At 64.6% G+C, this 23,625-nt stretch carries 25 protein-coding genes and 1 tRNA gene; 10 read left to right on the top strand and 16 right to left on the bottom strand.

The annotated features are described in order from the left end of the window. Positions 1-108: 108 nt before the first annotated feature. The 12 genes from IB274_RS17130 to IB274_RS17075 all read right to left on the bottom strand — a co-directional run bounded on the left by IB274_RS17130 (position 109) and on the right by IB274_RS17075 (position 11,731). Positions 109-1,329, bottom strand: coding sequence for a methyltransferase (locus tag IB274_RS17130; RefSeq protein WP_192433094.1), 1,221 nt, complete (start codon positions 1,327-1,329; stop codon positions 109-111). Between the two features lie 66 nt (positions 1,330-1,395). Continuing rightward, the gene (locus IB274_RS17125; protein WP_192433093.1) at positions 1,396-2,088 is read right to left on the bottom strand and encodes an ABC transporter permease; all 693 of its coding nucleotides are present in this window, start codon (positions 2,086-2,088) and stop codon (positions 1,396-1,398) included. Then, on the bottom strand, positions 2,085-2,780 hold the full coding sequence (locus tag IB274_RS17120) for an ABC transporter permease (RefSeq protein ID WP_192433092.1): 696 nt from the start codon (positions 2,778-2,780) through the stop codon (positions 2,085-2,087). The genes IB274_RS17125 and IB274_RS17120 overlap by 4 nt, the downstream gene beginning before the upstream one ends. A 56-nt stretch (positions 2,781-2,836) precedes the next feature. After that, positions 2,837-3,589: an ABC transporter substrate-binding protein gene (locus tag IB274_RS17115; protein ID WP_192433091.1), complete on the bottom strand. Its 753-nt coding sequence runs from the start codon at positions 3,587-3,589 to the stop codon at positions 2,837-2,839. Positions 3,590-3,603: 14 nt separating this feature from the next. Then, positions 3,604-4,377 (bottom strand): ABC transporter ATP-binding protein, encoded by a 774-nt coding sequence (locus tag IB274_RS17110; protein ID WP_192433090.1) that lies wholly within the window; start codon positions 4,375-4,377, stop codon positions 3,604-3,606. Positions 4,378-4,658: 281 nt separating this feature from the next. Continuing rightward, on the bottom strand, positions 4,659-6,992 hold the full coding sequence (locus IB274_RS17105; protein ID WP_192433089.1) for an LTA synthase family protein: 2,334 nt from the start codon (positions 6,990-6,992) through the stop codon (positions 4,659-4,661). Between the two features lie 231 nt (positions 6,993-7,223). Next, positions 7,224-7,299, bottom strand: a tRNA-Phe gene (locus IB274_RS17100). 78 nt (positions 7,300-7,377) lie between these two features. Further along, the gene (locus IB274_RS17095) at positions 7,378-7,650 is read right to left on the bottom strand and encodes an oxidative damage protection protein (RefSeq protein WP_015479334.1); all 273 of its coding nucleotides are present in this window, start codon (positions 7,648-7,650) and stop codon (positions 7,378-7,380) included. After that, complete coding sequence (mutY, locus tag IB274_RS17090; protein WP_192433088.1) at positions 7,647-8,714, bottom strand: A/G-specific adenine glycosylase; 1,068 nt, start codon at positions 8,712-8,714, stop codon at positions 7,647-7,649. Before mutY ends, IB274_RS17095 begins: the two co-directional genes overlap by 4 nt. Beyond that, complete coding sequence (locus IB274_RS17085; RefSeq protein ID WP_192433087.1) at positions 8,711-10,936, bottom strand: AsmA family protein; 2,226 nt, start codon at positions 10,934-10,936, stop codon at positions 8,711-8,713. The genes mutY and IB274_RS17085 overlap by 4 nt, the downstream gene beginning before the upstream one ends. A gap of 136 nt (positions 10,937-11,072) precedes the next feature. Further along, positions 11,073-11,306 (bottom strand): helix-hairpin-helix domain-containing protein, encoded by a 234-nt coding sequence (locus IB274_RS17080; protein WP_192433086.1) that lies wholly within the window; start codon positions 11,304-11,306, stop codon positions 11,073-11,075. 26 nt (positions 11,307-11,332) lie between these two features. After that, a complete protein-coding gene (locus tag IB274_RS17075) occupies positions 11,333-11,731 on the bottom strand; it encodes an acetyl-CoA sensor PanZ family protein (RefSeq protein ID WP_192433085.1) in 399 nt (132 codons plus the stop codon). Positions 11,732-11,871: 140 nt separating this feature from the next. On the opposite strand from IB274_RS17075, the gene hisB reads away from it, so the two are divergent. The 7 genes from hisB to IB274_RS17040 all read left to right on the top strand — a co-directional run bounded on the left by hisB (position 11,872) and on the right by IB274_RS17040 (position 16,900). Continuing rightward, the gene (gene hisB, locus IB274_RS17070; protein WP_015479330.1) at positions 11,872-12,465 is read left to right on the top strand and encodes an imidazoleglycerol-phosphate dehydratase HisB; all 594 of its coding nucleotides are present in this window, start codon (positions 11,872-11,874) and stop codon (positions 12,463-12,465) included. Further along, positions 12,465-13,103 (top strand): imidazole glycerol phosphate synthase subunit HisH, encoded by a 639-nt coding sequence (gene hisH / locus IB274_RS17065; RefSeq protein WP_192433084.1) that lies wholly within the window; start codon positions 12,465-12,467, stop codon positions 13,101-13,103. The genes hisB and hisH overlap by 1 nt, the downstream gene beginning before the upstream one ends. Before the next feature lie 3 nt (positions 13,104-13,106). Continuing rightward, positions 13,107-13,367 carry a DUF2164 domain-containing protein gene (locus tag IB274_RS17060; RefSeq protein WP_045215778.1) on the top strand — a complete coding sequence of 87 codons (261 nt, stop codon included), beginning with the start codon at positions 13,107-13,109 and terminating at the stop codon, positions 13,365-13,367. A 40-nt stretch (positions 13,368-13,407) separates the two neighbouring features. Continuing rightward, positions 13,408-14,145 (top strand): 1-(5-phosphoribosyl)-5-[(5-phosphoribosylamino)methylideneamino]imidazole-4-carboxamide isomerase, encoded by a 738-nt coding sequence (gene hisA, locus IB274_RS17055; RefSeq protein WP_192433083.1) that lies wholly within the window; start codon positions 13,408-13,410, stop codon positions 14,143-14,145. A gap of 22 nt (positions 14,146-14,167) precedes the next feature. After that, positions 14,168-14,938 carry an imidazole glycerol phosphate synthase subunit HisF gene (gene hisF, locus IB274_RS17050; protein ID WP_138213856.1) on the top strand — a complete coding sequence of 257 codons (771 nt, stop codon included), beginning with the start codon at positions 14,168-14,170 and terminating at the stop codon, positions 14,936-14,938. A 298-nt stretch (positions 14,939-15,236) separates the two neighbouring features. Then, entirely contained in the window at positions 15,237-15,992 is a 756-nt protein-coding gene (locus IB274_RS17045; protein ID WP_401090030.1) for a substrate-binding periplasmic protein, read from the top strand. A gap of 152 nt (positions 15,993-16,144) precedes the next feature. Beyond that, the gene (locus IB274_RS17040; RefSeq protein WP_192433081.1) at positions 16,145-16,900 is read left to right on the top strand and encodes a substrate-binding periplasmic protein; all 756 of its coding nucleotides are present in this window, start codon (positions 16,145-16,147) and stop codon (positions 16,898-16,900) included. Positions 16,901-17,018: 118 nt separating this feature from the next. Here IB274_RS17040 and IB274_RS17035 read toward each other — a convergent pair whose 3' ends face one another. The 4 genes from IB274_RS17035 to gpmI form a co-directional block, all read right to left on the bottom strand. Next, the gene (locus IB274_RS17035; RefSeq protein ID WP_192433080.1) at positions 17,019-17,801 is read right to left on the bottom strand and encodes a divergent polysaccharide deacetylase family protein; all 783 of its coding nucleotides are present in this window, start codon (positions 17,799-17,801) and stop codon (positions 17,019-17,021) included. Between the two features lie 3 nt (positions 17,802-17,804). Next, positions 17,805-19,115: a S41 family peptidase gene (locus IB274_RS17030; RefSeq protein ID WP_081515343.1), complete on the bottom strand. Its 1,311-nt coding sequence runs from the start codon at positions 19,113-19,115 to the stop codon at positions 17,805-17,807. Positions 19,116-19,142: 27 nt separating this feature from the next. After that, complete coding sequence (locus IB274_RS17025) at positions 19,143-20,432, bottom strand: murein hydrolase activator EnvC family protein (RefSeq protein ID WP_192433079.1); 1,290 nt, start codon at positions 20,430-20,432, stop codon at positions 19,143-19,145. 138 nt (positions 20,433-20,570) lie between these two features. Further along, positions 20,571-22,106, bottom strand: a complete 1,536-nt coding sequence (gene gpmI / locus IB274_RS17020) for a 2,3-bisphosphoglycerate-independent phosphoglycerate mutase (protein WP_192433078.1) — start codon at positions 22,104-22,106, stop codon at positions 20,571-20,573. Between the two features lie 145 nt (positions 22,107-22,251). Between gpmI and IB274_RS17015 the strand changes: the two genes are divergently transcribed. From IB274_RS17015 to secB, 3 genes are read left to right on the top strand one after another with little or no spacing between them, the layout of a single operon-like run. Further along, positions 22,252-22,674: a rhodanese-like domain-containing protein gene (locus IB274_RS17015; protein WP_045215789.1), complete on the top strand. Its 423-nt coding sequence runs from the start codon at positions 22,252-22,254 to the stop codon at positions 22,672-22,674. 1 nt (position 22,675) lies between these two features. Next, positions 22,676-22,930: a glutaredoxin 3 gene (gene grxC, locus IB274_RS17010; protein ID WP_192433077.1), complete on the top strand. Its 255-nt coding sequence runs from the start codon at positions 22,676-22,678 to the stop codon at positions 22,928-22,930. Between the two features lie 37 nt (positions 22,931-22,967). Beyond that, positions 22,968-23,450: a protein-export chaperone SecB gene (secB, locus tag IB274_RS17005; RefSeq protein ID WP_024762250.1), complete on the top strand. Its 483-nt coding sequence runs from the start codon at positions 22,968-22,970 to the stop codon at positions 23,448-23,450. Positions 23,451-23,625: the final 175 nt, after the last annotated feature.

Raw genomic sequence — 23,625 nt, 5'->3', positions numbered from 1 at the left:
GACCAGATCGCAGCGAGGCGGTCTGGGCGGTAAGGAAGGGGAGGTTTTTCCAAGGTTACGAACAGAGTTATCCACAGGGTCTGTGGGTGAAGCTCTGGAACGCCCGTCTCAGATGCGCTCGGCCAGCAATAGCAGGTTGCGCGGGGACATCCGGGTGGCGCAGAAGGCGCCTAGGGTGGCGCGATAGCCCCGCTCCTGGAGGAATAAGGCCCGGTCGAGCACCAGCCACACCTCCATGGGGCGGCGGAACAGTCCGCGCACCAGTTCCAGGTTGCGAACCTGGGCCAGGCGTTGCCAGCCTTTGGCCTCCAGCTCCTGCCAGTTGGTGCCAGTGGGCAGGTCGAGTCCCCTGAGCGCGGCCAGGTCTCGGCAATAGTCGGCGAAGGGCTTGTCCAGCCAAGTTGGCGGCACGGAGGGAGTGGACAGGTAGTCATTGCTGCCGCGGACTTCCCGTTGCAGCAAATCGAAAGCCAGCCGCCGCGCCATCGAGCCGTCGCGCTGGCGGCGTACGCGGGCGCCGGCGGTGACGGTTTCCGCGAGCGGCAGGCGCAGGTCGTCCCGCGAGAGTTGCAGGGTGGAGCTTTGCGCGGCGTGCGAGAGCGGTTCGTAATGCTCGCTGTCGATACGGTTATAGCAGCAGGGCGCCACGGCGAGCTGGCGGCAGGCTTGGGCGCTGGCAAGTTGCAGCAGGCGTACGTGCAGGTTGCCGCAGGCGTGCAGGGCGACGGCAGTGTGCTCGGCCTGCAGGTGCTCGCGGACGTCCGGTGCGAGTACGTCCTGCTGGTGATGCCGGGCGTGAAGCTGAAGCCGGTCGCTCAGGCGCTGACCGTCTTCCACCAGGGCAGGGTCGTATTCCAGGCTCAGCAGCGGTTTTCCGTTGCGTGCCAGTAGACGCCCCAGATGGCCTTTGCCGGCGCACCAGTCGAGCCATTGCTGCGGTGTTTCGGCGAAATCCAGGCGGCTGGCGAAGGCTTCGATCTGTTGCCACTTGCGGCCGGGAACGTCGACGGTCAGCTGGTTCGGCAACTTGCCCAGCGGCGTGGCCGGGAGTTCGCCGACGACGGACAGCTGCGCGGCGGTAGCGGCCAATGCAGGGAAGGGGGCGGGAGCGTCGAGCTGCTCGGGCGAGTTGTGCACCGATTCGGCGTCATCGAGGCTGCGACTACGCAGCCAGGCGGCCAGTTCGGGATGGTCGTGCTCCCAGGGCAGTTCCAGCACCGTAAAAGGTTTCGGCCGCCACAGCACCTGATGGTCCAGCAGGAAGCGATCCAGTGCCTGGAAGCGCTGGAGCAGGTCGGAGCCGGTGAGGGGAGTATCGTTCAGGAGCACGGTGCGAAGCGGGGGCAAACCACGGGGCGCGCATTATAGCGACCCCGTGGGCGAACGGTGCGCCGGTCAGCGGCCCTGCATGGAGTCCACCTTCAGCCAGTGTTCCAGCAGGCGGAAGATGCGCGTCAGCAGCAGCGTGATGACCAGGTAGAACAGGCCGGCGAGGCAGAAGAACAGCATGGCCTCGTAGGTGCGCGCGATGATGGTGCGGGTCATACCCATGATGTCGAACAGGGTCACGGTGTACACCACGGCGCTGGCCTTGAGCATGAGGATTACCTCGTTGCTGTAGGCCGGCATGGCGATGCGCGCGGCGCGCGGCAGGATGATATGGAACAGCGCCTGGCGACGGGACATGCCCAGCGCGCGAGCGGCTTCCACTTCACCCACCGGGATGGCGTGGATGGCGCCGCGCAGGATCTCGGCGATGTAGGCCGCGGTGTGCAGCGTCATGGTCAGCAGGGCGCACCAGTACGGGTCGCGCAGGTATGGCCAGAGCGGCCCCTTGCGCACGCTCTCGAACTGGGCGAAGCCGTAGTAGACGATGAACAGCTGCAGCAGCAGTGGCGTGCCGCGGAAGAAGAAGATGTAGGTGTAGGGCACCGCGCGCACGTACCAGTGTCGCGAGGCGCGGGCGATGCCCAGCGGTACGGCCAGGCACAGGCCGGCGACCACGGCGATGGCCAGCAGCTCCAGCGTCAGGGTGGCGCCCTGGAACATCTTCGGCAGCCATTTGAGGATCAGCTCGAGATCGGTCATAGCTCGTTCCTCACGAAGCCACGGCCGGCGCGACGCTCGAGGAAGTGCAGGGCGGCCATGATGAAGACGGTCAGGCCCAGGTAGATGAAGGCCGCGGTCATGTAGAAGGTGAAGGGTTCCTTGGTCGCGTTGGAGGCGACCTGGGCCTTGCGCATGATCTCGTCGAGGGTGATCAGCGAGACCAGGGCGGTGTCCTTCAGAAGAATCAGATAGAGGTTGCCCAGGCCCGGCAGCGCCACGCGCCATACCTGCGGCAGCACGATGCGCCAGAAGATGCGCGGAGCCGAGAGGCCCAGCGCCTGGCCGGCTTCGCGGTGGCCTTTGGGAATCGCCAGCAGCGCGCCGCGGAAGACTTCGGTGGCGTAGGCGCCGAAGCACAGTCCCAGCGCGCAGGTACCTGCGGCGAATGGGGAGAGCGCGAACTCAGGGTGGCCGAAGAGGTCACCGATGGCGTTCAGGCCGGCCACGGTGCCGAAATAGATCATCAGTACCCAGAGCGTCTCGGGTACGCCGCGCACTACGGTGGTGTAGAAGCCGCCGAGCATGCGCAGGAAAGTGTTCTTCGAGGTCTTGGCGATGGCGCCGAGCAGGCCGAGGACCAGTCCCACGCAGACTGCGGCGAGCGAAAGCTTGAGCGTCATCCAGGTGCCGGCGATCAACTGATCGCCAAAGCCGTGCAGGTCGAAAATCATGGGGAGTCACGCCTGAAGGCGCGCGCCGCCCGGCGAGGGGCGGCGCGGCACATGCATCAGTAGATGCTGAAGGGGAAGTACTTGTCGTTGATCTTCTTATAGGTACCGTCGTCGACGATTTCCTTCAGAGCGGCATTCAGCTTGTCACGCAGCGGGTCGCCCTTGCGCACGGCGATGCCGATCTTGTCGTTGTCGAACACCGGTTCGCCCTTGAACTCGAAGTCCTTGCCGGCATCGCTCTTGAGCCAGTCGTACTGCACGAACTTGTCGGCCAGCACGCCGTCGAGGCGGCCCGAGGACAGGTCGAGGTAGGCGTTTTCCTGGGTGTCGTACAGCTTGATGGTGACGGTGTCAGCCATGTTGTCTTCAAGCCAGGTGCCGGCGATGGTCGCGCGCTGCGCACCGATCACCTTGCCCTTGAGGTAGCTCTTGTCGGTCTTGAAGTCGGTCGACTTCGGCGCCACGAACTGCAGCTTGTTGGTGTAGTAGGCGTTGGTGAAATCAACGGCCTGCTTGCGCTCGTCGGTGATCGACATGGAAGCGACGATGAAGTCGAACTTCTTGGCGTTCAGCGCCGGGATGATGCCGTCCCAGTCGGAGGTGACGACGTCGCATTCGGTCTTCATCTTGGCGCACAGCGCCCTGCCGATCTCGATGTCGAAACCGACGACCTGGCCGCTGGCGTCGATGCCGTTGAAGGGCGGGTAGGCGCCTTCGGTACCGATGCGCAGTTTATCTGCGGCGATGGCCTGGCTCCCCAGTGCGAAGGTGGCCGCGATAGCCAGAACGATCTTCTTATAGTTGTTCATGCAGTGATGCTCCGTTAGCGGTGGCTGGACATGAATTGTTTACAGCGTGCCGATTGCGGGTTGTCAAATACCTGCTGCGGCGGTCCCTGTTCTTCTACCAGGCCTTGGTGGAGGAACACCACCTCGCTGGAAACCTGGCGGGCAAAGTTCATTTCATGGGTCACCAGCAGCATGGTGCGACCCTCATCGGCGAGCGCGCGGATAACATTAAGCACTTCCTGGACCATTTCCGGGTCCAGTGCCGAAGTCGGCTCGTCGAATAGGATGACCTTGGGCTGCATCGCCAGGGTGCGAGCGATGGCGGCGCGTTGTTGCTGGCCACCGGAAAGCTGCGCGGGGAAGCTGTGGCGCTTGTCGGAGATGCCGACCTTGGCCAGCAGGGCCTCGGCAATCTCGGTGGCTTCGGCGCGGGTCTTGCCCAGAACACGGCGCGGCGCCTCGATGATGTTGTCGAGGATGCTCATGTGCGGCCAGAGGTTGAAGTTCTGGAACACGAATCCCAGTTCGCTGCGCAGACGGTTGATCTGCTTGTTGTCCGAGGCGACCAGTGAGCCGTCCTTGGTCTTCTTCAGCTTGAGTTCTTCACCGGCGACCAGGATCTGGCCCTGGTGCGGGTTCTCCAGCAGGTTGATGCAGCGCAGGAACGTGGATTTACCGGAACCGGAGGAGCCGAGAATGGAAATCACATCGCCGTCGCGGGCGGTCAGGGAAATGCCTTTTAGCACTTCCAGGTCACCGTAACGCTTGTGCAGGTTACGGATTTCCAGTGCGGGTATGGCCGTGGCCATAGGGGGCTCCTCTATTGTTATTCGGACGCTTTGCAGCAGGTCACTGCAGAATCGGGGCCATCCTGGCGAGGGGCAACCTAACACGCACTCTGGAGTGCGCCAAGCGCCCATCTGCCGCGGTCGTCGGCTGTAGTGGCAAGTTGTCGCATTGCCGCTCGGCGTTGTCGCCTGGGGTGAACTAGCTGCGCCGGACGAGGGCGTCGGCCGATGGCGCGGGGGCGGGATAGTGCCAGTTTAGACCGGCCGGTAAAAGTCCGGCGGCCCTGGGGCCGCCGGTGGGGTTACTGCATCATCTGCCGTAGTTGCGGGTTGGGATCTTCCAGCGCTTCGGCGGGCGTGATGTCGTCCTGGGATTCCGGCGGCTGGCTGGCCATGAGGTTCGGGTGGCCGGACAGGCGCGGAATCGTCAGCGGCCGATTGGCGTCGGCCAGGCCGGTACCGCCGCCTTCAGTAGCGTTGATCGTCGATTTGCGCGGCTGGGTCAGCACGTGGAAATCGGTGATTTCGATGACGCCTTTGCCTTCGGCGAGCAAGTGGAAGGAGAACGCCTTGCGCGCTTCCTCGTTGTCGAAGCCGAAGGTCACTTCCAGCGGCTGGTTGCGTTTGACCAACGGGAATTCCGGCATCTCGATGGGCACCGGCTTTTCGAACGAGCGCGTCTTGAGCGTCACTTTCGCCCCATTGGCGTCCATCTGGATCGCGCGGATCTTCAGGCGCACTGTGGTGTGGGTGTTGGCCGGGAACTCCAGGTACTGCGCGCCGATCAGGTTGTCGGTGTATTCGTTGTCGATCTGCGGCTTCAGGCGAATTCGCTCCTTGGTCGCGAACTGGTATTCGCGGGCCGACTGCGCCCTGGTCACCGACTGATCGAGAATGTCCGCGCGGGCGGTCATCAGGCGGGCATCGCGACCGCTGAAGCGCCCGACGAACTTGGCGCTGTCGGCGATGAAGCCGTCACTCTGGTAGCGCCGGCAGACCTGCTGGAAGTCGCACTCGGTGAAGTTGCCCTTGCCGTCGTGATACCGCTGCATGCCGTTGGTGAAGGACACCATCTCGCGGCCGCTGGTGTATTCGCGGAACAGCGAGCGGCCGGCGATATCCTGCGGCGCCTTGATGGCGAAGTAGTCGAGCACTGAAGATTCCAGGTCGACGTGGCCGTAGACGCCGGCCTTCACCGGCGGCAGCGCGGCCTGTTCCGGTGCAAGGATCAGGTTCAGGCCCCAGGCCGAGGCAAGGCGCACGTTGTCGATGCCGTGGGATTCGTCGGAGGTGACGATGACCAGGGTGTCCTTGAGCACGCCTTTCTCTTCCAGTCCCTTGAGGAACGCATCGACGGCGTCGTCCAGGTAGGCGACCGCTGCCTGGCGCGGCGTCGGATACTTGGCCAGGTATTCCGGCGTGGCCGAATAGGGCTGGTGGGTGCCGACGGTGAGCAGGGTGAGCATCCACGGCTGTTTCTTCTGGCGCAATTGGCCGACGTAGTCCAGCGCTCCTTCGAAGAAGGCCTTGTCGTCCATGCCCCAGGCGAATTCCAGGTAGGGCTTCTTCTTGAACCAGTCACGGCCCAGGGTCTTGTCGAAGCCCATGGCCGGCATGACCTTGTCCTTGGCCATGAAGCGCAGCCCGGCGCCCTGCAGGAAATGGGTGCTGAAGCCAGCCTGGTGCATCTGTGCCGGCAGGCATTCGGCGGCGCGGGTCGGGTTGCCCAGCAGTTCGACGCCCTTGGGTGTGCCGTTGTCCAGCTTGCTGTAGTCGCCGCAGAGCATGGCGTAGAGGCCGCGGATGGTCTGGTGGCTGTGCACCACGTAGTCCGGGGTGGTCATGGCGCGCTCGGCCCAGGTGCTCAGACGCGGCATCATCGATTCTTCGTAGCTGCTGCTCAGGGCGGCACGGTTGGTGGCGACGTAGGCGCCGGGGATTCCTTCCATGGCGATGATCAGCACGTTCTTCGCCTGGCCGCGGCCTGCGAGCAGCGAGGTGCCGCTCAGGTCGTGCTGGGTCAGGCCGGTGACATCCGGGCGCACTTCCGGCTGGTCGCGGTCGCGCCAGTCCTGGTAGGCCATCTCGCCGCTGGTGACGGCGCGGGAGACCAGTTGGTGCGGCAGGTTGAACTGCTTCCACATCTCTGCATCGCTGGGCTGGAAGTACTGAACGCCAGCGTGAGCGGCCAGCAGCACGGCCGGTACGGCATAGACGTAACGCGGCAGCGGCTTTTCGCGGCGGCGCCAGAGCAGCGCACAGAGCAGGATGCCGGCGCCGATCAGGATGGCCAGGTGCAGATGGTTGAGGCCGCCGCCTTCGGTGGAGTTGGCGACGAAGGCCGGGTCGGCGAGGAAGTGCAGGTCTTCCGGCGCGGGCATGCGACCCACGGCGCTGACCAGTTCGGCAGTACCGATCACCGACAGCGCCCAGACCAGCATGACCGGAATGGCGATGAACAGGCGTCGGTTGTGCAGTGCGACGACCAGCAGGGTGCCGAGTGCCAGGTCCGACAGGTAGCCCAACGGGGAGCCCCAGCCAAGACTGTAGCGGCCGATCAGCGGCACCAGCAGGAAGAGGGCAGACAGGGAAACCAGGTTGCCCCGGGAATTCCACCAGCTTATGAGTTTGCGCACAGTGACTCCGCTACGAAACATCGAATCCCGGAGGGTATCCCACTGACGTGTGGAAATCGTCCGGATGGTCATGATTCTGAAAGATCGGTGTGCTATGTGCCAGTAGACACTGAAGTCAGGCAAACATTCGATACGAATCGTCGGAGCGTGCGGGGGCAGGGGAGTGACTTGTGCGGAGCGGAATGAAAAAGCCCCTGAAATCTCGCGATTTCAGGGGCTTTTCGGAAGGCTTGGTGCCCAGGGACGGAATCGAACCGCCGACACGGGGATTTTCAATCCCCTGCTCTACCAACTGAGCTACCTGGGCAACGTGGCGCGCATTAAAAGGGTTTTCGGAAGGGGTGTCAAGCGTGCCGCGAAAAAATTTTTCAAATAATACCGAAGCTTACGCGCTGGGCGGGACGTAGCCCTCGGCCTGCGCGTATTCCTCGCCAGACAGGAACTTGTCCATCTCGGCAGTGAGGAACTTGCGATCCTCGGCATTCATCATGTTCAGGCGACGCTCGTTGATCAGCATGGTCTGGTGCTTCTGCCATTCGTCCCAGGCTTTCTTCGAGACGTGCTCGTAGATGTCCTGGCCCTTGGCTCCGGGATAGGGCGCGCGATCGAGGCCGGGCAGCTCTTCTTTGTATTTGCGGCACATCACCAGTCGGGTCATGACATTTCTCCTGCGTTCAACACGTCGGCGGCTCGTTTGAGCAGCTTCTTCACCGGGGCGGCAAGGCCGAGCCGCGGCGGGGTGGCGAGGTTATACCAGAGCCAGTCGGCCTCGGCCACGGCGGGGGCTGCGTCCTCGACGCGCACCAGCCAGGGCTCGATGGCCAGCTGGAAGTGGCTGAAGGTATGGGTCAGGCCAGGCAGCTCGCGGCGCTCGCCCAGGCGCAGGGCGTGGCGCTGGGCCAGTGGGTCGAGGGCGGCCAGGTCGTCGAGTTCGGGGAAGCTCCACAGCCCGCCCCAGAGGCCGGTCGATGGGCGCCGATAGAGCAGGATGTCGCCCTCGCGGTTGGCCAGGATCGGCATCAGCGTGCGTTTCTGCGGCAGCGCCTTGCGCGGCTTGGACACCGGGAAGTCGGTCTCGCGGCCGAGGAAGTGCGCGCGGCATCCCTCGCGCAGCGGGCAGAGCAGGCAGCTCGGTTTGCTGCGGGTGCAGAGGGTGGCGCCCAGGTCCATCATCGCCTGGGTGTAGTGGTTGACCCGCTTCTGGGGTGTGAAGCGCTCGGCGGCGTCCCACAGCTGCCTGGCTACCTTCGGCTCGCCCGGGTAGCCGTCGCAGGCGAGATAGCGCGCAAGGACACGCTTGACGTTGCCGTCGAGGATCGGCGCGCGCAGGCCCATGGAAATACTGGCGATGGCACCGGCGGTGGAGCGGCCGATGCCGGGCAGCTCGGCGAGCCGCTCGACGTCGCGGGGGAATTCCCCTCCATGCTGCTCCATCACCGTCTTGGCGGTCTTGTGCAAGTTGCGGGCGCGTGTGTAGTAGCCCAGTCCCGTCCACAGATGCAGCACCTCGTCTTCCGGCGCGTTGGCCAGGTCCGCCACCGTCGGCAGAGCCGTCATGAAGCGGTCGTAGTAGCCCATCACGGTGCTGACCTGGGTCTGCTGCAGCATGATTTCCGAGACCCACACCCGGTAGGGCGTGATGTTCTGCTGCCAGGGCAGGTCATGGCGGCCGTGCGTGTCGAACCAGTCGAGCACGGCCTGATTGAAGCGTTGCGGTGTCACTTCTTGAACAGCCCTTTGAGTGCGTCTTTGAGTTCGGGACTGACCTTGTCGCCGAGCTTCTCTTCAATTTTCTGGTTCAGCCGGTCCCCGGCCAACCGTGCGGCGATCTTGCCGATGCCGTCCTTGTCCAGGCGGCAGGCCTTGGCGCCCAGTTCCAGCGGGCCGCGGCAGCGCAGCGGCCATTCGATGCCGACATAGCGCTTGTTCACTTCGCAGGCGGGGTCGGGCATGTCGCTCTTGTCGCCTTCGATGGTGACGCCGACGCGGTAGTCCATGCCCAGCACGCGCAGGTCGAGGTCGCCGTCGGCCTTGACGGTCAGACCGGGGATGCTGGCCTTGAGGTCGGGGTTGCTGGCCACGCCATTCCTGAACACCAGGTTGCCCTGCAACTCGCGGAAGGGCGTGTCCTTGCCGCCATGCTCGCCAGTCAGCGACTTGCGGTTGAGCGTGGCGATGCCCTGGCACAGCTGCTGTTCGAGGTTGGCGTTGAGCAGCACGCCCTGGGTCAGGACGAAGTGCGCGGTACCGTTGAGGTTGTCGATCCAGGCCTTTTGACTGTTGCCCTGGGTGGTGATGTCGGCGTCCAGGTCCAGCAGGCCCTTCACCGGCGGCTTCTGGCCCTGGGATTCGAGCATGCGCTCAACCGGGACGTCGGCGATGTGTTTCTTCGCCTTCAGGGTCGGGACGTCCTGGCGCACGTCGAGGGTGGCGGTGGCGTTGAACTTGCCGTCGTAGAGCTCGCCGCGCAGGTCGTCGAGGTTGAGCAGGCCGCCCTGGCCGCGCAGCTTGAGCACGGCGTTGTCGATGGGCAACTTGTCCAGGGTCAGTTGGCCGAGGCTCAGGCCTGCGTCCAGGTCCAGCGTGCGCAGGCGGGCGATGGGCAACAGCGGTGCGTCGCTCCAGGCCTGCTGGGTCGGCTGGCTGGGCAGCGGGGTATCGCCCTTGATGGCGCTCTGCGCGGTGGCGTCGACTTCGGCCTTGCGCGCGCTGTTAGTGGCTTCCTGGGCTTTCTTGACCTTGGCTGGCAGGTAGCGGTCGAGGTTCAGCTTGTCGCCGGACAGCTGGGCGCGGATCGCCTGCTTGCCGAAGTCGGCGATGCCGAGGTTCCCGCTGAAGGCGCTGTCGTCCAGCTTCAGCTTGATGTCATTCAGGGCCAGACTGTTGCGGGTGCCGCTGAAGCGGGTGGCCAGTTCCAGCTTGGTCAGAGTGGTGGCGTCGGCCATTTCCGGCAGGGTCTGGCCGATGCCTTCGAGGAATTCGCGCAGGTCGAACGGGGCCAGCGACAGGCCGCCGTCGAACTTGGGCTCTTTATCCAGTTCGCGGGCCTTCAGTTCGCCCAGGGCGCGCAACTGGTTGATGGTGACCTTCAGGCCGTTCCATTCGGCGACCTGGGCTGCCTGGTCGAGTACCAGCTGGCCCTGGGCACTGTAGTTGGCGGTCTTGCCGTGGAAGGGATCGCCGGAAACTTCGCCGGACAGCTTGGCGTCTTCGAGTTGGTAGCGCTTGAGCGCGCGGTCGAAGCGCAGGTTGCCGGTCAGCTCGGTGCGCGCGCGGATCACCGGCTGGTTGGTGCCCAGGTAGGCGCTGAGCTTCACCGGGATGTTACTGCCCTCGCGAATCGCGCCGGTGGTCAGCTCGATGCCTTCGACGCTGTAGTTCTTGCCGCTCTGGGCGTCGGCGTAATCGATGCGGGCGTTCTTCACGCTCAGGCTGTCGATATCCAGCTTCATCGCCTGGTGGGTTTGCTGCGCGTCCGCCTTGACCTGCTCGTTCGGCGCCGGGGCTGGTTGTGCGGCTGGCGTGCCATTGGCCGGCGGCAGGGGCTTGCCGATGCTTTCCCAGTTGCCGATGCCGTTCTTGTCCCTGTCCAGGGTGAGGGTCAGGCCTTCGGCGCGGATATCGCTCATCTGCACTTCCTTGCGCAGCAGCGGCAGTACCCGTACGGACATGGCCAGCAGTTGCGCATCGGCGAACGGTTTGTCCGGCGTCTGCAGGCTCGCCACGCTGGTGTCATGCAGCTCCAGGCCCAGCCAGGGGAACAGGCTCCAGCCAATGTCGCCCTTGAGGTTCAGTTCGAGGTTGGCCTTGTCCCGCGCGAGCTGGCGGATCTCGTCCTTGTAGTCGTTCGGGTCGAAGAAATGGGTCAGCACGAAGCCGGCGGCGACGATGAGCAGCAGCAGGACCAGGGCAACGATGCCGATGATTTTGCCGAACGCTTTCATGTACGGGTCCTTGTTCAGGCAGCGGGTGGAGTAGCGGGAAAGTATACCAATGACGCAGCGGCGCCCCAGCCCGGAAAGGTGGGATCAGCTATTGCGGGGTTTGAACGGGGACTTGCCGCGCGGTTCCCCGGCAAGCTCAGTAGCGCCAGACGCGCTGCAGAATGGCGTCGATGGCGGCACGGGCCTGTGGGCTGTTCTTCCAGCAACTGCTGCCGGTCAGCGTGGCGCCGTGCTGGAGGATTTCCTCGGCGGAGGCTTCGCGCAGTCGGGCGAAACTGTCCAGGCCCATCTGCTCCAAGCGCTGCAGCACGGTGGGACCGACACCTTTCAGGGCCAGCAGGGCGTCGCGCTCGGGGGAATCGAAAGACATAGCACGTCTCCTTGTGCACTTGGGGTTCAGGCGGGCTCCAGCGTCAGGCCCAGGTGCTCGGCGAAGCGTGCGGCTTCGGGCTGGTCTAGCGGAGCGCTCAGGCGCAGCGCGGCCCCCTGCAGGACGGACAGACGCTGCGTTTCTTCCAGCAGTCGCCGGGCGACGCCACGGTTGCGGGTGACCTGGCGCACGCAAAGGCGGGAAAGCCGCCAGATGTCGCCATCGCGCTCGATCCACGCGGCGCCCAGCAGGCGGTCGTTGAAGCGGCCGGTGAGCAGCCGGCCCTCGGCAAGCCCGCGGGTGACCAGTGCATCGGCATCGGCGAAGGGCGCCAGCAGCCATTGTGGCGCGTCGGCGTAGATCTTCAGCAGGTCCTGGCGGTCCTGGTCGCTGGGCTGGGTCAGGTGCTGGACGACGACGGGCATGGGCAATCCTCGGAAGGCGAGCCGCGCAGTGTAGGACTATCGGCCAGCGCCGACCACCGCCCATAGCCGCGCAGCGCCCGGCGCGCCTATAATGCCGCCCCTTCTTATAATTACGTGCAGTGTTAGCTGTGGAGCTGGTGATGGCCGAACGCAAGGCATCCGTCGCGCGCGACACCCTGGAAACCCAGATCAAGGTTTCCATCGACCTGGATGGAACGGGCAAGGCCCGCTTCGATACCGGGGTTCCCTTCCTCGAGCACATGATGGACCAGATCGCCCGCCACGGCCTGATCGACCTGGACATCGAGTGCAAGGGCGACCTGCATATCGACGACCACCATACCGTCGAAGACATCGGCATCACCCTCGGCCAGGCTTTTGCCAAGGCTATCGGCGACAAGAAAGGCATCCGCCGCTACGGTCATGCCTACGTGCCGCTGGACGAGGCGCTGTCGCGCGTGGTCATCGACTTCTCCGGCCGCCCCGGCCTGCAGATGCACGTGCCGTTCACCCGCGCCAGCGTCGGTGGCTTCGATGTCGACCTGTTCATGGAGTTCTTCCAGGGCTTCGTCAACCACGCCAACGTCACCCTGCACATCGACAACCTGCGTGGGCACAACACCCACCACCAGATCGAGACGGTGTTCAAGGCCTTCGGCCGCGCGCTGCGCATGGCCATCGAGCTGGACGAACGCATGGCCGGCCAGATGCCGTCCACCAAAGGGTGCCTGTAATGCAGACCGTAGCCGTCATCGACTACGGCATGGGCAATTTGCACTCGGTGGCCAAGGCGCTTGAGCGCGTGGGCGCCGGTCGCGTGTTGGTGACCAGCGACGCCAACGTGATCCGCGAGGCGGACCGCGTGGTGTTCCCCGGCGTCGGCGCGATCCGTGACTGCATGGCCGAGATCAAGCGCCTGGGCTTCGACAGCCTGGTGCGCGAAGTCAGCCAGGACCGCCCGTTCCTCGGCATCTGCGTCGGTATGCAGGCGCTGCTGGAGCACAGCGAGGAGAACGACGGTGTCGACTGCATCGGCCTGTTCCCCGGCCAGGTACGCTTCTTCGGCAAGGACCTGCATGAGGACGGCGAGCACCTGAAGGTGCCGCACATGGGCTGGAACGAAGTCGCGCAGAACGTGGACCACCCGCTTTGGCACGACATCCCGGACCGCGCGCGCTTCTACTTCGTGCACAGCTACTACATCCAGGCCGGTAACCCGCGCCAGGTGGTCGGTCGCGGCCATTACGGCGTCGACTTCGCCGCCGCGCTGGCCGATGGCTCGCGCTTCGCCGTGCAGTTCCACCCGGAGAAGAGCCATACCCATGGCCTGCAGCTGCTGCAGAACTTCGCCGCCTGGGACGGGCGCTGGTAAGCCATGGCCCGCCAGAAGGACAAGCCGGCGATCCTCGAACTCGACGGCGCCCAGCGCCAGAGCGCGGCGCGGGCGATCCAGCGTTTCCTCGAAGATCGCTTCGAGCTGGATGTCGGTTCCTTCGAGGCCGAAGAGGCGCTGGATTTCTTCCTGCGCGAATTCGGCCCGCTGTTCTACAACAAGGCGATCTTCGACGTGCAATCTCACCTGAAAGACCGGTTCGAGAGCATCGAAAGCGACTTGTGGGCGCTCGAGAAGAGCTGACCCGACCCCATTCATCTTTGGATTCGAGCAGGTTCAACCCATGCTGATCATCCCCGCAATCGATCTGAAAGACGGCGCCTGCGTGCGCCTGCGCCAGGGCCTGATGGAAGACGCCACGGTCTTCTCCGACGACCCGGTGTCCATGGCCGCCAAGTGGGTGGAGGGCGGCTGCCGCCGTCTGCACCTGGTGGACCTGAACGGCGCTTTCGAAGGCAAGCCGGTCAACGGTGAAGTGGTGACCGCCATCGCCAAGCGCTACCCGAGCCTGCCGATCCAGATCGGCGGTGGCATCCGCTCGCTGGAAACCATCGAGCACTATGTCCGCGCTGGCGTCAGCTACGTGATCATCGGCACCAAGGCGGTCAAGCAGCCGGAATTCGTCGCCGAAGCCTGCAAGGCATTCCCGGGCAAGGTCATCGTAGGCCTGGACGCCAAAGACGGCTTCGTCGCCACCGATGGCTGGGCGGAAGTGAGCTCGGTGCAGGTCATCGACCTGGCCAGGCGCTTCGAGGCCGATGGCGTCTCGGCGATCGTCTACACCGACATCGCGAAGGACGGCATGATGCAGGGCTGCAACGTCGAAGCCACCGCTGCCCTGGCCAACGCCACGCGCATCCCGGTGATCGCTTCGGGCGGTATCCACAACCTGGGTGATATCCAGAAGCTGCTGGATGCCCGCACCCCGGGCATCGTCGGCGCCATCACCGGCCGCGCGATCTACGAAGGCACCCTGGACGTCGCCGAGGCCCAGGCACTGTGCGACGCCTTCAAGGGCTGAGCTGAACCACGGGAATCCTGACATGGCACTGGCTAAACGCATCATTCCCTGCCTCGACGTGGACAACGGCCGCGTGGTGAAGGGCGTCAAATTCGAGAACATCCGCGACGCCGGTGACCCGGTGGAGATCGCCCGTCGCTACGACGAGCAGGGCGCGGACGAGATCACCTTCCTCGACATCACCGCAAGCGTCGATGGCCGCGACACCACCCTGCATACCGTCGAGCGTATGGCCAGCCAAGTGTTCATCCCGCTGACCGTGGGGGGCGGCGTCAGGACGGTGCAGGACATCCGCAACCTGCTCAACGCCGGTGCGGACAAGGTCTCGATCAACACCGCCGCGGTGTTTACCCCGGAATTCGTCGGCGAAGCCGCCGCGCGCTTCGGCTCGCAGTGCATCGTGGTCGCCATCGACGCCAAGAAAGTGTCCGGCCCCGGCGAAACCCCGCGCTGGGAGATATTCACCCACGGCGGCCGCAAGCCCACCGGGCTGGACGCGGTCGAGTGGGCGAAGAAGATGGAAGGCCTGGGCGCCGGTGAAATCCTGCTGACCAGCATGGACCAGGACGGCGTGAAGAGCGGCTACGACCTGGGCGTGACCCGCGCCATCAGCGAGGCCGTGGGCGTGCCGGTGATCGCCTCCGGCGGCGTCGGCAACCTGGAGCACCTGGCCGCCGGCATCATCGAGGGCAAGGCCGACGCGGTGCTCGCGGCGAGCATCTTCCACTTCGGCGAGTACAGCGTGCCGGAGGCCAAGGCCTACCTGGCCAGCCGCGGCATCGTCGTGCGCTGATTCCTTTCGGGCCGGGGTTCTCCCGGCCCGATGGCTCTCTCCTGGGCCGTCCTTCCCCTGAGTCCGCTGGCCGCACCCCCTTCCTGCGCACGAAGCTTGCTAGCTGAAGCCTTCGGTCAAGGAACTGGCGTGCCCGAGTCAAGGTGCTGGCGTTCTTGATCCAAGGTACTGGCGTTCTTAACCCAATGTACTGGCGTACCTATGTCCCATCGCCATATTCATAGGGTTTATTGACGTCAATTCTCCGAGTAAGCTCTGCGCCTTCTCAGAAATGTCATACGCAGGAAATATCTCGATGCTGAAGCGCATTCTGCTCGCATGGCTAGGCTGCGGCCTGCTTCTGGCCAGTGCGGCAAGGGCTGAAACGGATTCTTCGGACTACAGCGTGGTGCTGCTCACCGAGAACTTCCCTCCCTACAACATGGCCATCAACGGCAAGAACTTCGCCCAGGAAGACAGCATCGACGGCATCGCCGTGGATATCGTCAAAGAGATGTTCAAGCGTGCCGGCGTGCAGTACAGCCTGACCCTGCGCTTCCCCTGGGACCGCATCTACAAGCTGGCGCTGGAGAAGCCCGGCTATGGCGTGTTCGTCACCGCGCGCCTGCCCGAGCGTGAGAGCCAGTTCAAGTGGGTCGGCCCGATCGGTCCGGACGACTGGGTCCTGCTGGCCAAGGCCGACAGCCCCATCGCCCTCAATAACCTGGATGAAGCGAAGAAGTACCGCGTCGGCGCCTACAAGGGCGATGCCATGGCCCAGTACCTGGGCGAGCACGGCTTCGAGCCGGTGCTGGCGCTGCGTGACCAGGAGAATGCCGCCAAGCTGCGCGATGGTCAGATCGACCTGTGGGCCAGTGGCGACCCGGCGGGCCGCTACCTGGCCAAGCAGGTCGGCGTTACCGGCCTGAAGACCGTGCTGCGTTTCAATAGCGACCAGTTGTTCCTCGCGCTGAACCGCGAGACGCCGGATGCCGTGGTGCAGAAGCTGCAAGGGGCGCTGGACAAGATGCGCGCCGAAGGCTTCGTCGACGATGTACTCAACAGTTACCTGTAACACCCGAAGGCCGGCCACTCGCCGGCCTTCGTGTTTGGCGCCGACATCCCTCGGCGCCGGTTTTGCCACGGAAGGCAGACGAGCGAAGTATTCCGTCCCCCCTGCAGGGATGCCGCAAGCCCAATAACGATAACCAAGCGAGCGGTATGACCATGCTGAAAGTCCTGATCAAGACCCTTACCCTGGGTCTGTTAGTGGGGGCCGCCACGGCCCGTGCCGAGTTGCCCGCCGATTACAAGATGGTGCTGCTCACCGAGAACTTCCCGCCGTTCAACATGGCGGTGGATGACAAGAACTTCGCCCGCGATGACGGCATCGACGGCATAAGCGCCGATATTGTCCGCGAGATGTTCAGGCGCGCCGGCATCCAGTACAGCCTGAGCCTGCGCTTCCCCTGGGATCGGTTGTACAAGCTGGCGCTGGACAAGCCCGACTACGGGCTGTTCTCCACCACCTACACGCCTGAGCGCGTGCCGCTGTTCAAATGGGTCGGCCCGATTGCCAAGACCAACTGGGTTCTGCTGGCGCCGCCGGGCAGCACTATCAAGGTCAAGGACCTCAAGGACGCCGCCAAGTACAAGCTCGGCGCCTACAAGAATGACGCCGTCAGTCAGAACCTGGAAAGCCAGGGTATCCCGGTGGTGAACGCGCTGCGCGACCAGGAAAACGTGAAGAAACTGACCACCGGCGAGATCGACCTGTGGGCCACCACCGATCCGGTGGGTCGCTATCTGGCCAAGCAGGAAGGGGTGTCAGGCCTGCAGACCGTGTTGCGCTTCAACGAGGCCCAGCTGTACCTGGCGATCAACAAGGACACCCCGGACGAGGTGGTGGCGAAGCTGCAGAAGGCGCTGGATGAAATGCGCGCCGATGGCTTCATCGAGCAGGCGACCAATAACTATCTGTAAGGCCGGCCGGAATTTGTAGGAGCGAGCTTGCTCGCGAACCGCTCTCGGAAACTCCGGTGCCGGGGCTGTTCGCGAGCAAGAACTAGGCGTCCCCCTCGCTCCTACGAAAAGCCCGCGTCTAGCGGTAGATCCCGTCCCGCCCATGCCCCGCCATGGCGCGGTTGCCGCGCTCGGCGATCATCAGCGACGGCTGCACCAGCTCGAATCCCTGGGCCTTCAGGGTCGGCAGCACGCGCTTGAGCACCGCCAGGGTCGCCGGCTTCGGGTGGCCGATCATCACCACCGTACCCTGCTTGCGCGCCAGTTTCAGGCCGCGCTGCATCTGCTCCATCACCGCCGCCTCGCTCGGATCGTCATCAAGGAAAACGTCCCGCGACAGGCTGGCGAGGCCGATCTTCTGCGCCTCGGCGGCGGCCACGGTGGCGGCGCTGGTGCGGCTGTCGAGGAGGAACAGGTGGCGACGCTGCAGTTCCGCGGCGAGCCAGGCCATGGCCGGGCGGTCGGCGGTCATGCGGCTGCCTTCATGGTTGTTCACACCCTGCACGTAGGGCACCTTCGCTAGCGCGGCGTCGAGGCGGCGGGCGCGTTCTTCCTGGGTCAGTTCCGGGCGCCAGGCGTAGTCGCCGCCGGCCGGGTCCATCGGCATGTGCAGCATCACGGTGCGCCCGCGATGGTGCGCCTCGCGGGCCAATTCGGCGGCGTGGGGCGTGTCGGGGATGATCGCCAGGGCAATGGCGGGGGAGATGTCGAGCACCTGGCGGTCGCGCGCCAGGTTCTGCCCGAGGTCGTCGATGACGATGCTGACCAGCGGCTTGCTGCCGTCCGGCCGGGGCGCGGCGGCCACCGGCAGGCACAGCAGCGCACCCAGGCACAGGCTCAGTAGCAGCCGGGCCGGGCGCATCGGTCAGTTGTTGCCGCGGCTGACGCTGAGTCCTTTCAGCAGGCTGAGGGCTTGGCTGAGCTGGTAGTCGCCATCCTGCGGGCGATCCACCGGCGGTTTGCCGGAAGTGGTCGGACGATCCTGGCCGCCGTTGCCGTTGGCCAGATGGCCTTGCAGGTCGGCTTCCTTGAAGCCGTCGAACTCGCTCTTCTCGCGGGTCACCTTGGCGCGTTCCACCTCGATGTCCGGGGTGATGCCCTGGGCCTGGATGGAGCGGCCGTTGGGGGTGTAGTACAGCGCGGTGGTGAGCTTCAGGGCGCGGTCGTTGTTCAGCGGCAGAACGGTCTGCACCGAGCCTTTGCCGAAACTGTCGGTACCCATGAGGATCGCGCGCTTCTGGTCCTGCAGGGCACCGGCGACGATCTCCGCTGCCGAGGCGCTGCCGCCGTTGATCAACACCACCAGCGGGACGCCATCGCTCGGGTCGGCCGGGTCGGCGGAGAAGCGCAGCTCGGAGTTCGGGATGCGGCCCTTGGTGTAGACGATCAGCCCCTTGGTCAGGAAGGCATCGGCCACCTCCACCGCGGACTGCAGCACGCCGCCGGGGTTGTTGCGCAGGTCCAGCACAATGCCCTTGAGCTTGCCCTTGTTGTCATTGCGCAGCTTGGAGAGCGCCTTGACGGTCTCTTCACCGGTGTTCACCTGGAACTGGGTGATGCGCAGGTAGCCGTAGCCCGGTTCGAGCAGTTGGCTCTTCACGCTCTTGACCTTGATGACGGCGCGCTTGAGGGTGACATCGAACGGTTTGCCGCCGCCGCGCACAATGGTCAGGGTGATGGGCGAGCCGGCCTTGCCGCGCATGCTGTCCACCGCCTCGTTCATCGACTGGCCCTTGGTCGGTTTGCCGTCGATCTTGACGATCAGGTCGCCCGGCTGGATGCCGGCATTGGCCGCCGGGGTGTCGTCGATCGGCGAGATCACCTTGACGAAGCCATCCTCGCTGCCGACCTCGATGCCCAGACCGCCGAATTCACCGCTGGTGCTTTCCTGCAGCTCGGCGAACTCTTCCGGGCCGAGGTAGGCCGAATGCGGGTCGAGGTTGCTGAGCATGCCCTTGATGGCATTTTCCAGCAGCGTCTTGTCATCCACCGGTTCGACGTAAGCCGCCTTCACCCGGTCCAGGACCTCGGCAAAGGTGCGCAGCTCGTCGAGCGGCAGCGGAGCCTCCTTGCCGTTGGCCGCGGGGGATGCGGCCGGCGCGTCGGCGGCCTGGACCGCGCCGACGCCGAGCAGCAAGGCCAGGGCCAGGGTAGTGAGACGGAAAGCTTGCGACATGTTTGGCTCCTAATGCGTGATCGCCGCTTATCCCTGCGTGCGACACCAGGTCGAAGGGTCCGCCGGGCGGCCCTGATGGCGAATGGCAAAATACACCGCCGGGGTACTCTGACCCCCGCTGGCTCCCACGGTTGCAATGGGATCGCCCGCTTTGACGGTATCGCCGGCGTCCTTCAGAAGACTTTGATTATGCCCATAAAGGCTGAGGTAGCCACCACCGTGGTCGAGAATGACCAGCAGGCCTGAGCCGCGCAGCCAGTCGGCGAACACCACGCGGCCGCCATGCACGGCGCGCACGGTACTGCCGGCGGAGGCGCCGATCAGCACGCCATCCCAGGTGGCGCGGGGGTCGTCGCCGCGCGGGCTGCCGTAGCGCGCCAGCACGCGGCCATCCACGGGCCAGGGCAGCTTGCCCTTGGTGGCTGCGAACGCGCCGCCGAAGCCTGCGCCGCTGGAAACCAGCGGGCCGCTGTAGTCGGGGCGCTTGGAGGGCGTTGCGGGCTTCTCGCCGCGCGCGGCCAATTCCTGCTCGCGCTTGAGCCGCTCGCGCTCTGCGGCCAGTGCGCGCTGACGCGCTTCCTCGGCTTCGCGAGCCTGGCGGGCGAGGGTTTCCTCAATGGTCTTGAGGACTTTATTCAGGTCTTCCTGGCTCTGCTCGCGGTCCTTGAGCTTGCTGCTGCCGTCCTTCAGGTCGCTGTTGAGCTTGGCCAGGGTCTCCTGGCGCGCCTTGCGAGCGTCGGCCAGTTCCTGGCGGCGGGCTTCCAGGGCGGCCTGCTGGGCGACCTGCTCGTCTTTCTGCGAGGTGATTTCCTGTTCGACGTTGCTCAGCTGGCGCAGGGTCTCGTTGAAGGCCGAGAGCTGCTCAAGGCGCGCCTTGTTGATGTAGTCGTAGTAGGTGAGGGTGCGGCTGAACTTCTCGGGGTGTTCCTGGTTCAGCAGCAGCTTGAGGTATTCCTGGCGGCCGCTCTGGTAGGCGGCGCGGGCCTGGATGGCGATCAGGCGCTGCTGCTCAAGGCGTGCGCCCTGGAGTTTTTTTTTCTCCGAATCGAGGCGCTGCAGCTCTTCCTCGTTCTTCTTCATCTCGTCCTGGATCTGCCTGATCTGCTTTTCCAGGTCGCCCATCTGGGTTTCGGTGGATTTGAGCTGCTTCTGCACCCCGGACTTCTCGTCCTGGATGTTCTTCAGGTTCTTCTTCAGCTCATTGATGTCTTTCTGCGTCTGCTCCAGCTGACGTTGGGCGTCGGCACGTTCGTCGGCAACGACCGCGAGCGGGCTCAGGAGGCAGATCAGCAGCAGAGGGAGGAGGGCGCGGGGCATTGGGCGGCGGGCACCTGGATTCTTGACCGGGCTAGTATGCCCGTGGCGGACGCTAAAAAGAACGCCCCAGGCCGCATGGCGTGGGGCGTTTGCTCTGACCGGCGGGAGATAGCTCACGTTCCCGCGCGATTGTGACCCTTAAAGGAGGGTGACGATCGATTTGCCGGTCATCTCTTTCGGCTGTTCCAGACCCATCAGTTTCAGCAGGGTCGGGGCCACGTCGGCGAGCACGCCACCCTCGCGGATGCTGACCTTGCGCTTGCCGACATAGACGAACGGCACCGGCTCGCAGGTGTGCGCGGTGTGCGCCTGGCCGGTCATGGCGTCTTCCATCTGCTCAACGTTGCCGTGGTCGGCGGTGATCAGGGCTTCGCCGCCGACCTTGTCCAGTGCCTCGACGATCCGACCGACGCAGGTATCCAGGCACTCGACGGCTTTCACCGCGGCGTCGAACACGCCGGTGTGGCCGACCATGTCGCCGTTGGCGTAGTTGACGATGATCACGTCGAAACGCTGGTTCTCGATGGCGTCGACGATCTTGTCGGTGACTTCTGGCGCGCTCATTTCCGGCTGCAGGTCATAGGTGGCGACCTTGGGTGAGGGGATGAGGATGCGTTCTTCGCCTTCGAACGGCTCTTCGCGGCCGCCGGAGAAGAAGAAAGTCACGTGGGCGTACTTCTCGGTCTCGGCGATGCGCAGCTGGGTCTTGCCATTCTTGGCCAGGTACTCGCCCAGGACGTTATCCAGAGACTCGGGCTTGAACGCGCTGGGCGCCGGGATGCTTGCCGCGTACTGGGTGAGCATCACGTACTCGGCCAGGTGCAGTTCGCGCTGGCGCGGGAACTCCTTGAAACCCGGCTCGACGAAGGCACGCGACAGTTCGCGGGCGCGGTCGGCGCGGAAGTTCATGAAGATCACGGCGTCGCCGTCTTCCACGCGTACTTGTTCTCCGATACGGGTGGCCTTGACGAACTCGTCGCTCTCGCCGCGCTCGTAGGCGGCGTTCAGCGCGCTCACGGCGGTGTCGGCGGTGAATTCGGCGGTACCGTCGGTGATCAGGTTGTAGGCGGCTTCGACGCGGTCCCAGCGGTTGTCGCGGTCCATGGCGAAGTAGCGGCCGATGATGCTCGCGGTGCGGCCCTTGCCGATGCGGGCGAAGGCGTCGTCGAGCAGCTTCAGCGACGGCTCGGCGCTCTTGGGCGGGGTGTCGCGGCCGTCGAGGAAGGCGTGCAGGTAGATCTTCTGCGCGCCGCGCTGGGCGGCCAGTTCGGCCATGGCGATCAGGTGGTCCTGGTGGCTGTGCACGCCGCCATCGGAGAGCAGGCCGAGGATGTGCACGGCCTTGCCGGCGCCCGCGGCCTTGTCGACGGCGCCGGTCAGCACCGGGTTCTGGAAGAACTCGCCGTCGCGTATGGCCTTGGTGACGCGGGTGAAGTCCTGGTAGACGACACGGCCGGCGCCCAGGTTCATGTGGCCTACCTCGGAATTGCCCATCTGGCCGTCGGGCAGGCCGACGTCCATGCCCGAGCCGGAGATCAGGCCGTTCGGCTGGCTGGCCAGCAGGCGGTCCCAGTTGGGCTTCTTCGCGGCGTAGATGGCGTTGAATTCAGGGCTATCGCTATGGCCGAAGCCGTCCAGGATGATCAGGACCAGCGGTTTGCGCGTTGCAGTCATAGGTACGGCTCTTTCCGAGAATAGGGGTCAGAAAAGGACCGACATTTTACCGGTTGGTGCCGACAGACGCCATGATTGGCAGGGTTCAGCCGTCAGATACGCGCGTGTATACTGGCCGGCATTTTTACGTCTGGATGTCCTGCGCATGTCTTCGTTTCTTCCTCGTCTGATCGAATTCGCTACCCACCACTACCTGCTGGTTGGTGCCCTGGTCATCCTGCTGGTGCTGCTGGCCCTGCACGAAATGCGCAAGGGCGGCCGCGCGCTGTCTACCCGCGAGCTGACTGCCATGGTCAACGCCGAGCAGGCCGTGGTGCTGGATATCCGCCCGACCAAGGAATTCGCCACCGGCCACATTGTTGGCGCGCTGAACATTCCGGCGGACAAACTGAACGCCCGCCTGAGCGAGCTGGACAAACACAAGGCCAAGACCATCATCGTGGTCGATGGCATGGGCCAGCATTCGGGCACATGGTGCAGCGTGCTGCAGAAGGCTGGCTACACCGCCGCCAAGCTTTCCGGCGGCATCGGCAGCTGGCGTGGCGACAACCTGCCCCTGGTGAAGTGAGATGTCGTCGATCTTGATCTACACCAGCGCGTGGTGCCCTTATTGCATCCGCGCCAAAGCCCTGCTGGACAGGAAGGGTGTCGCCTACGAGGAAATCTCCGTGGACGGCAAGCCTGGCGTTCGCGCCGAGATGGCCAGCAAGGCGGGTCGGACCTCTGTGCCGCAGATCTGGATCGACGGAACCCACATCGGCGGCTGCGACGATCTTTACGCGCTGGAACGCGCGGGCAAGCTGGATACGCTGCTCTCGGCGTAATTCCTCATTCTGAAACGATGCACAAGAAGGTCCCGAAATGACTGAACAAGCCAGCAACGGCGCAGCCGAACAAGACAACAACCCGCAGTTCTCGCTGCAGCGCATCTACGTGCGCGACCTCTCCTTCGAGGCCCCCAAGGCTCCGGAAATCTTCCGCCAGGAGTGGCAGCCGGCCATTTCGATGGACCTCAACACCCGTCAGAAGCAGCTCGATGGCGACTTCTACGAAGTGGTCCTGACCGTTTCGGTGACCGTGAAGAACAACGAGGAAACCGCTTTCATCGTTGAAGTGCAGCAGGCCGGCATCTTCCTGATCAAGGGCCTGGACGCGTCCAGCATGAGCCACACCCTGGGCGCCTTCTGCCCGAACATCCTCTTCCCGTACGCCCGCGAAACCCTCGACAGCCTGGTTGTCCGTGGTTCGTTCCCGGCGCTGATGCTGTCCCCGGTGAACTTCGACGCGCTGTATGCGCAGGAAATCGCCCGCATGCAGGCATCCGGCGAGATCCCGGCCCAGTAAGCACTGACGCCGAACGAGAAAGGCGCCTTCGGGCGCCTTTTTCTTTGCCTGCGATTTTGGGGTGGTCGATTTTTGATCAGGTCTGCGCGTGCTGCGTGGCTCCTGGCTCAGGCACGCTTATCCACAGGCTGTTCCAGTATTTGCTCAGGGTTGCTGTGGGTAAGGGCCGCGCGTT

The organism is Pseudomonas sp. PDM18 (assembly GCF_014852585.1).
GTDB lineage: Bacteria > Pseudomonadota > Gammaproteobacteria > Pseudomonadales > Pseudomonadaceae > Pseudomonas.
This window is presented reverse-complemented; position numbering and strand designations above follow the sequence as displayed.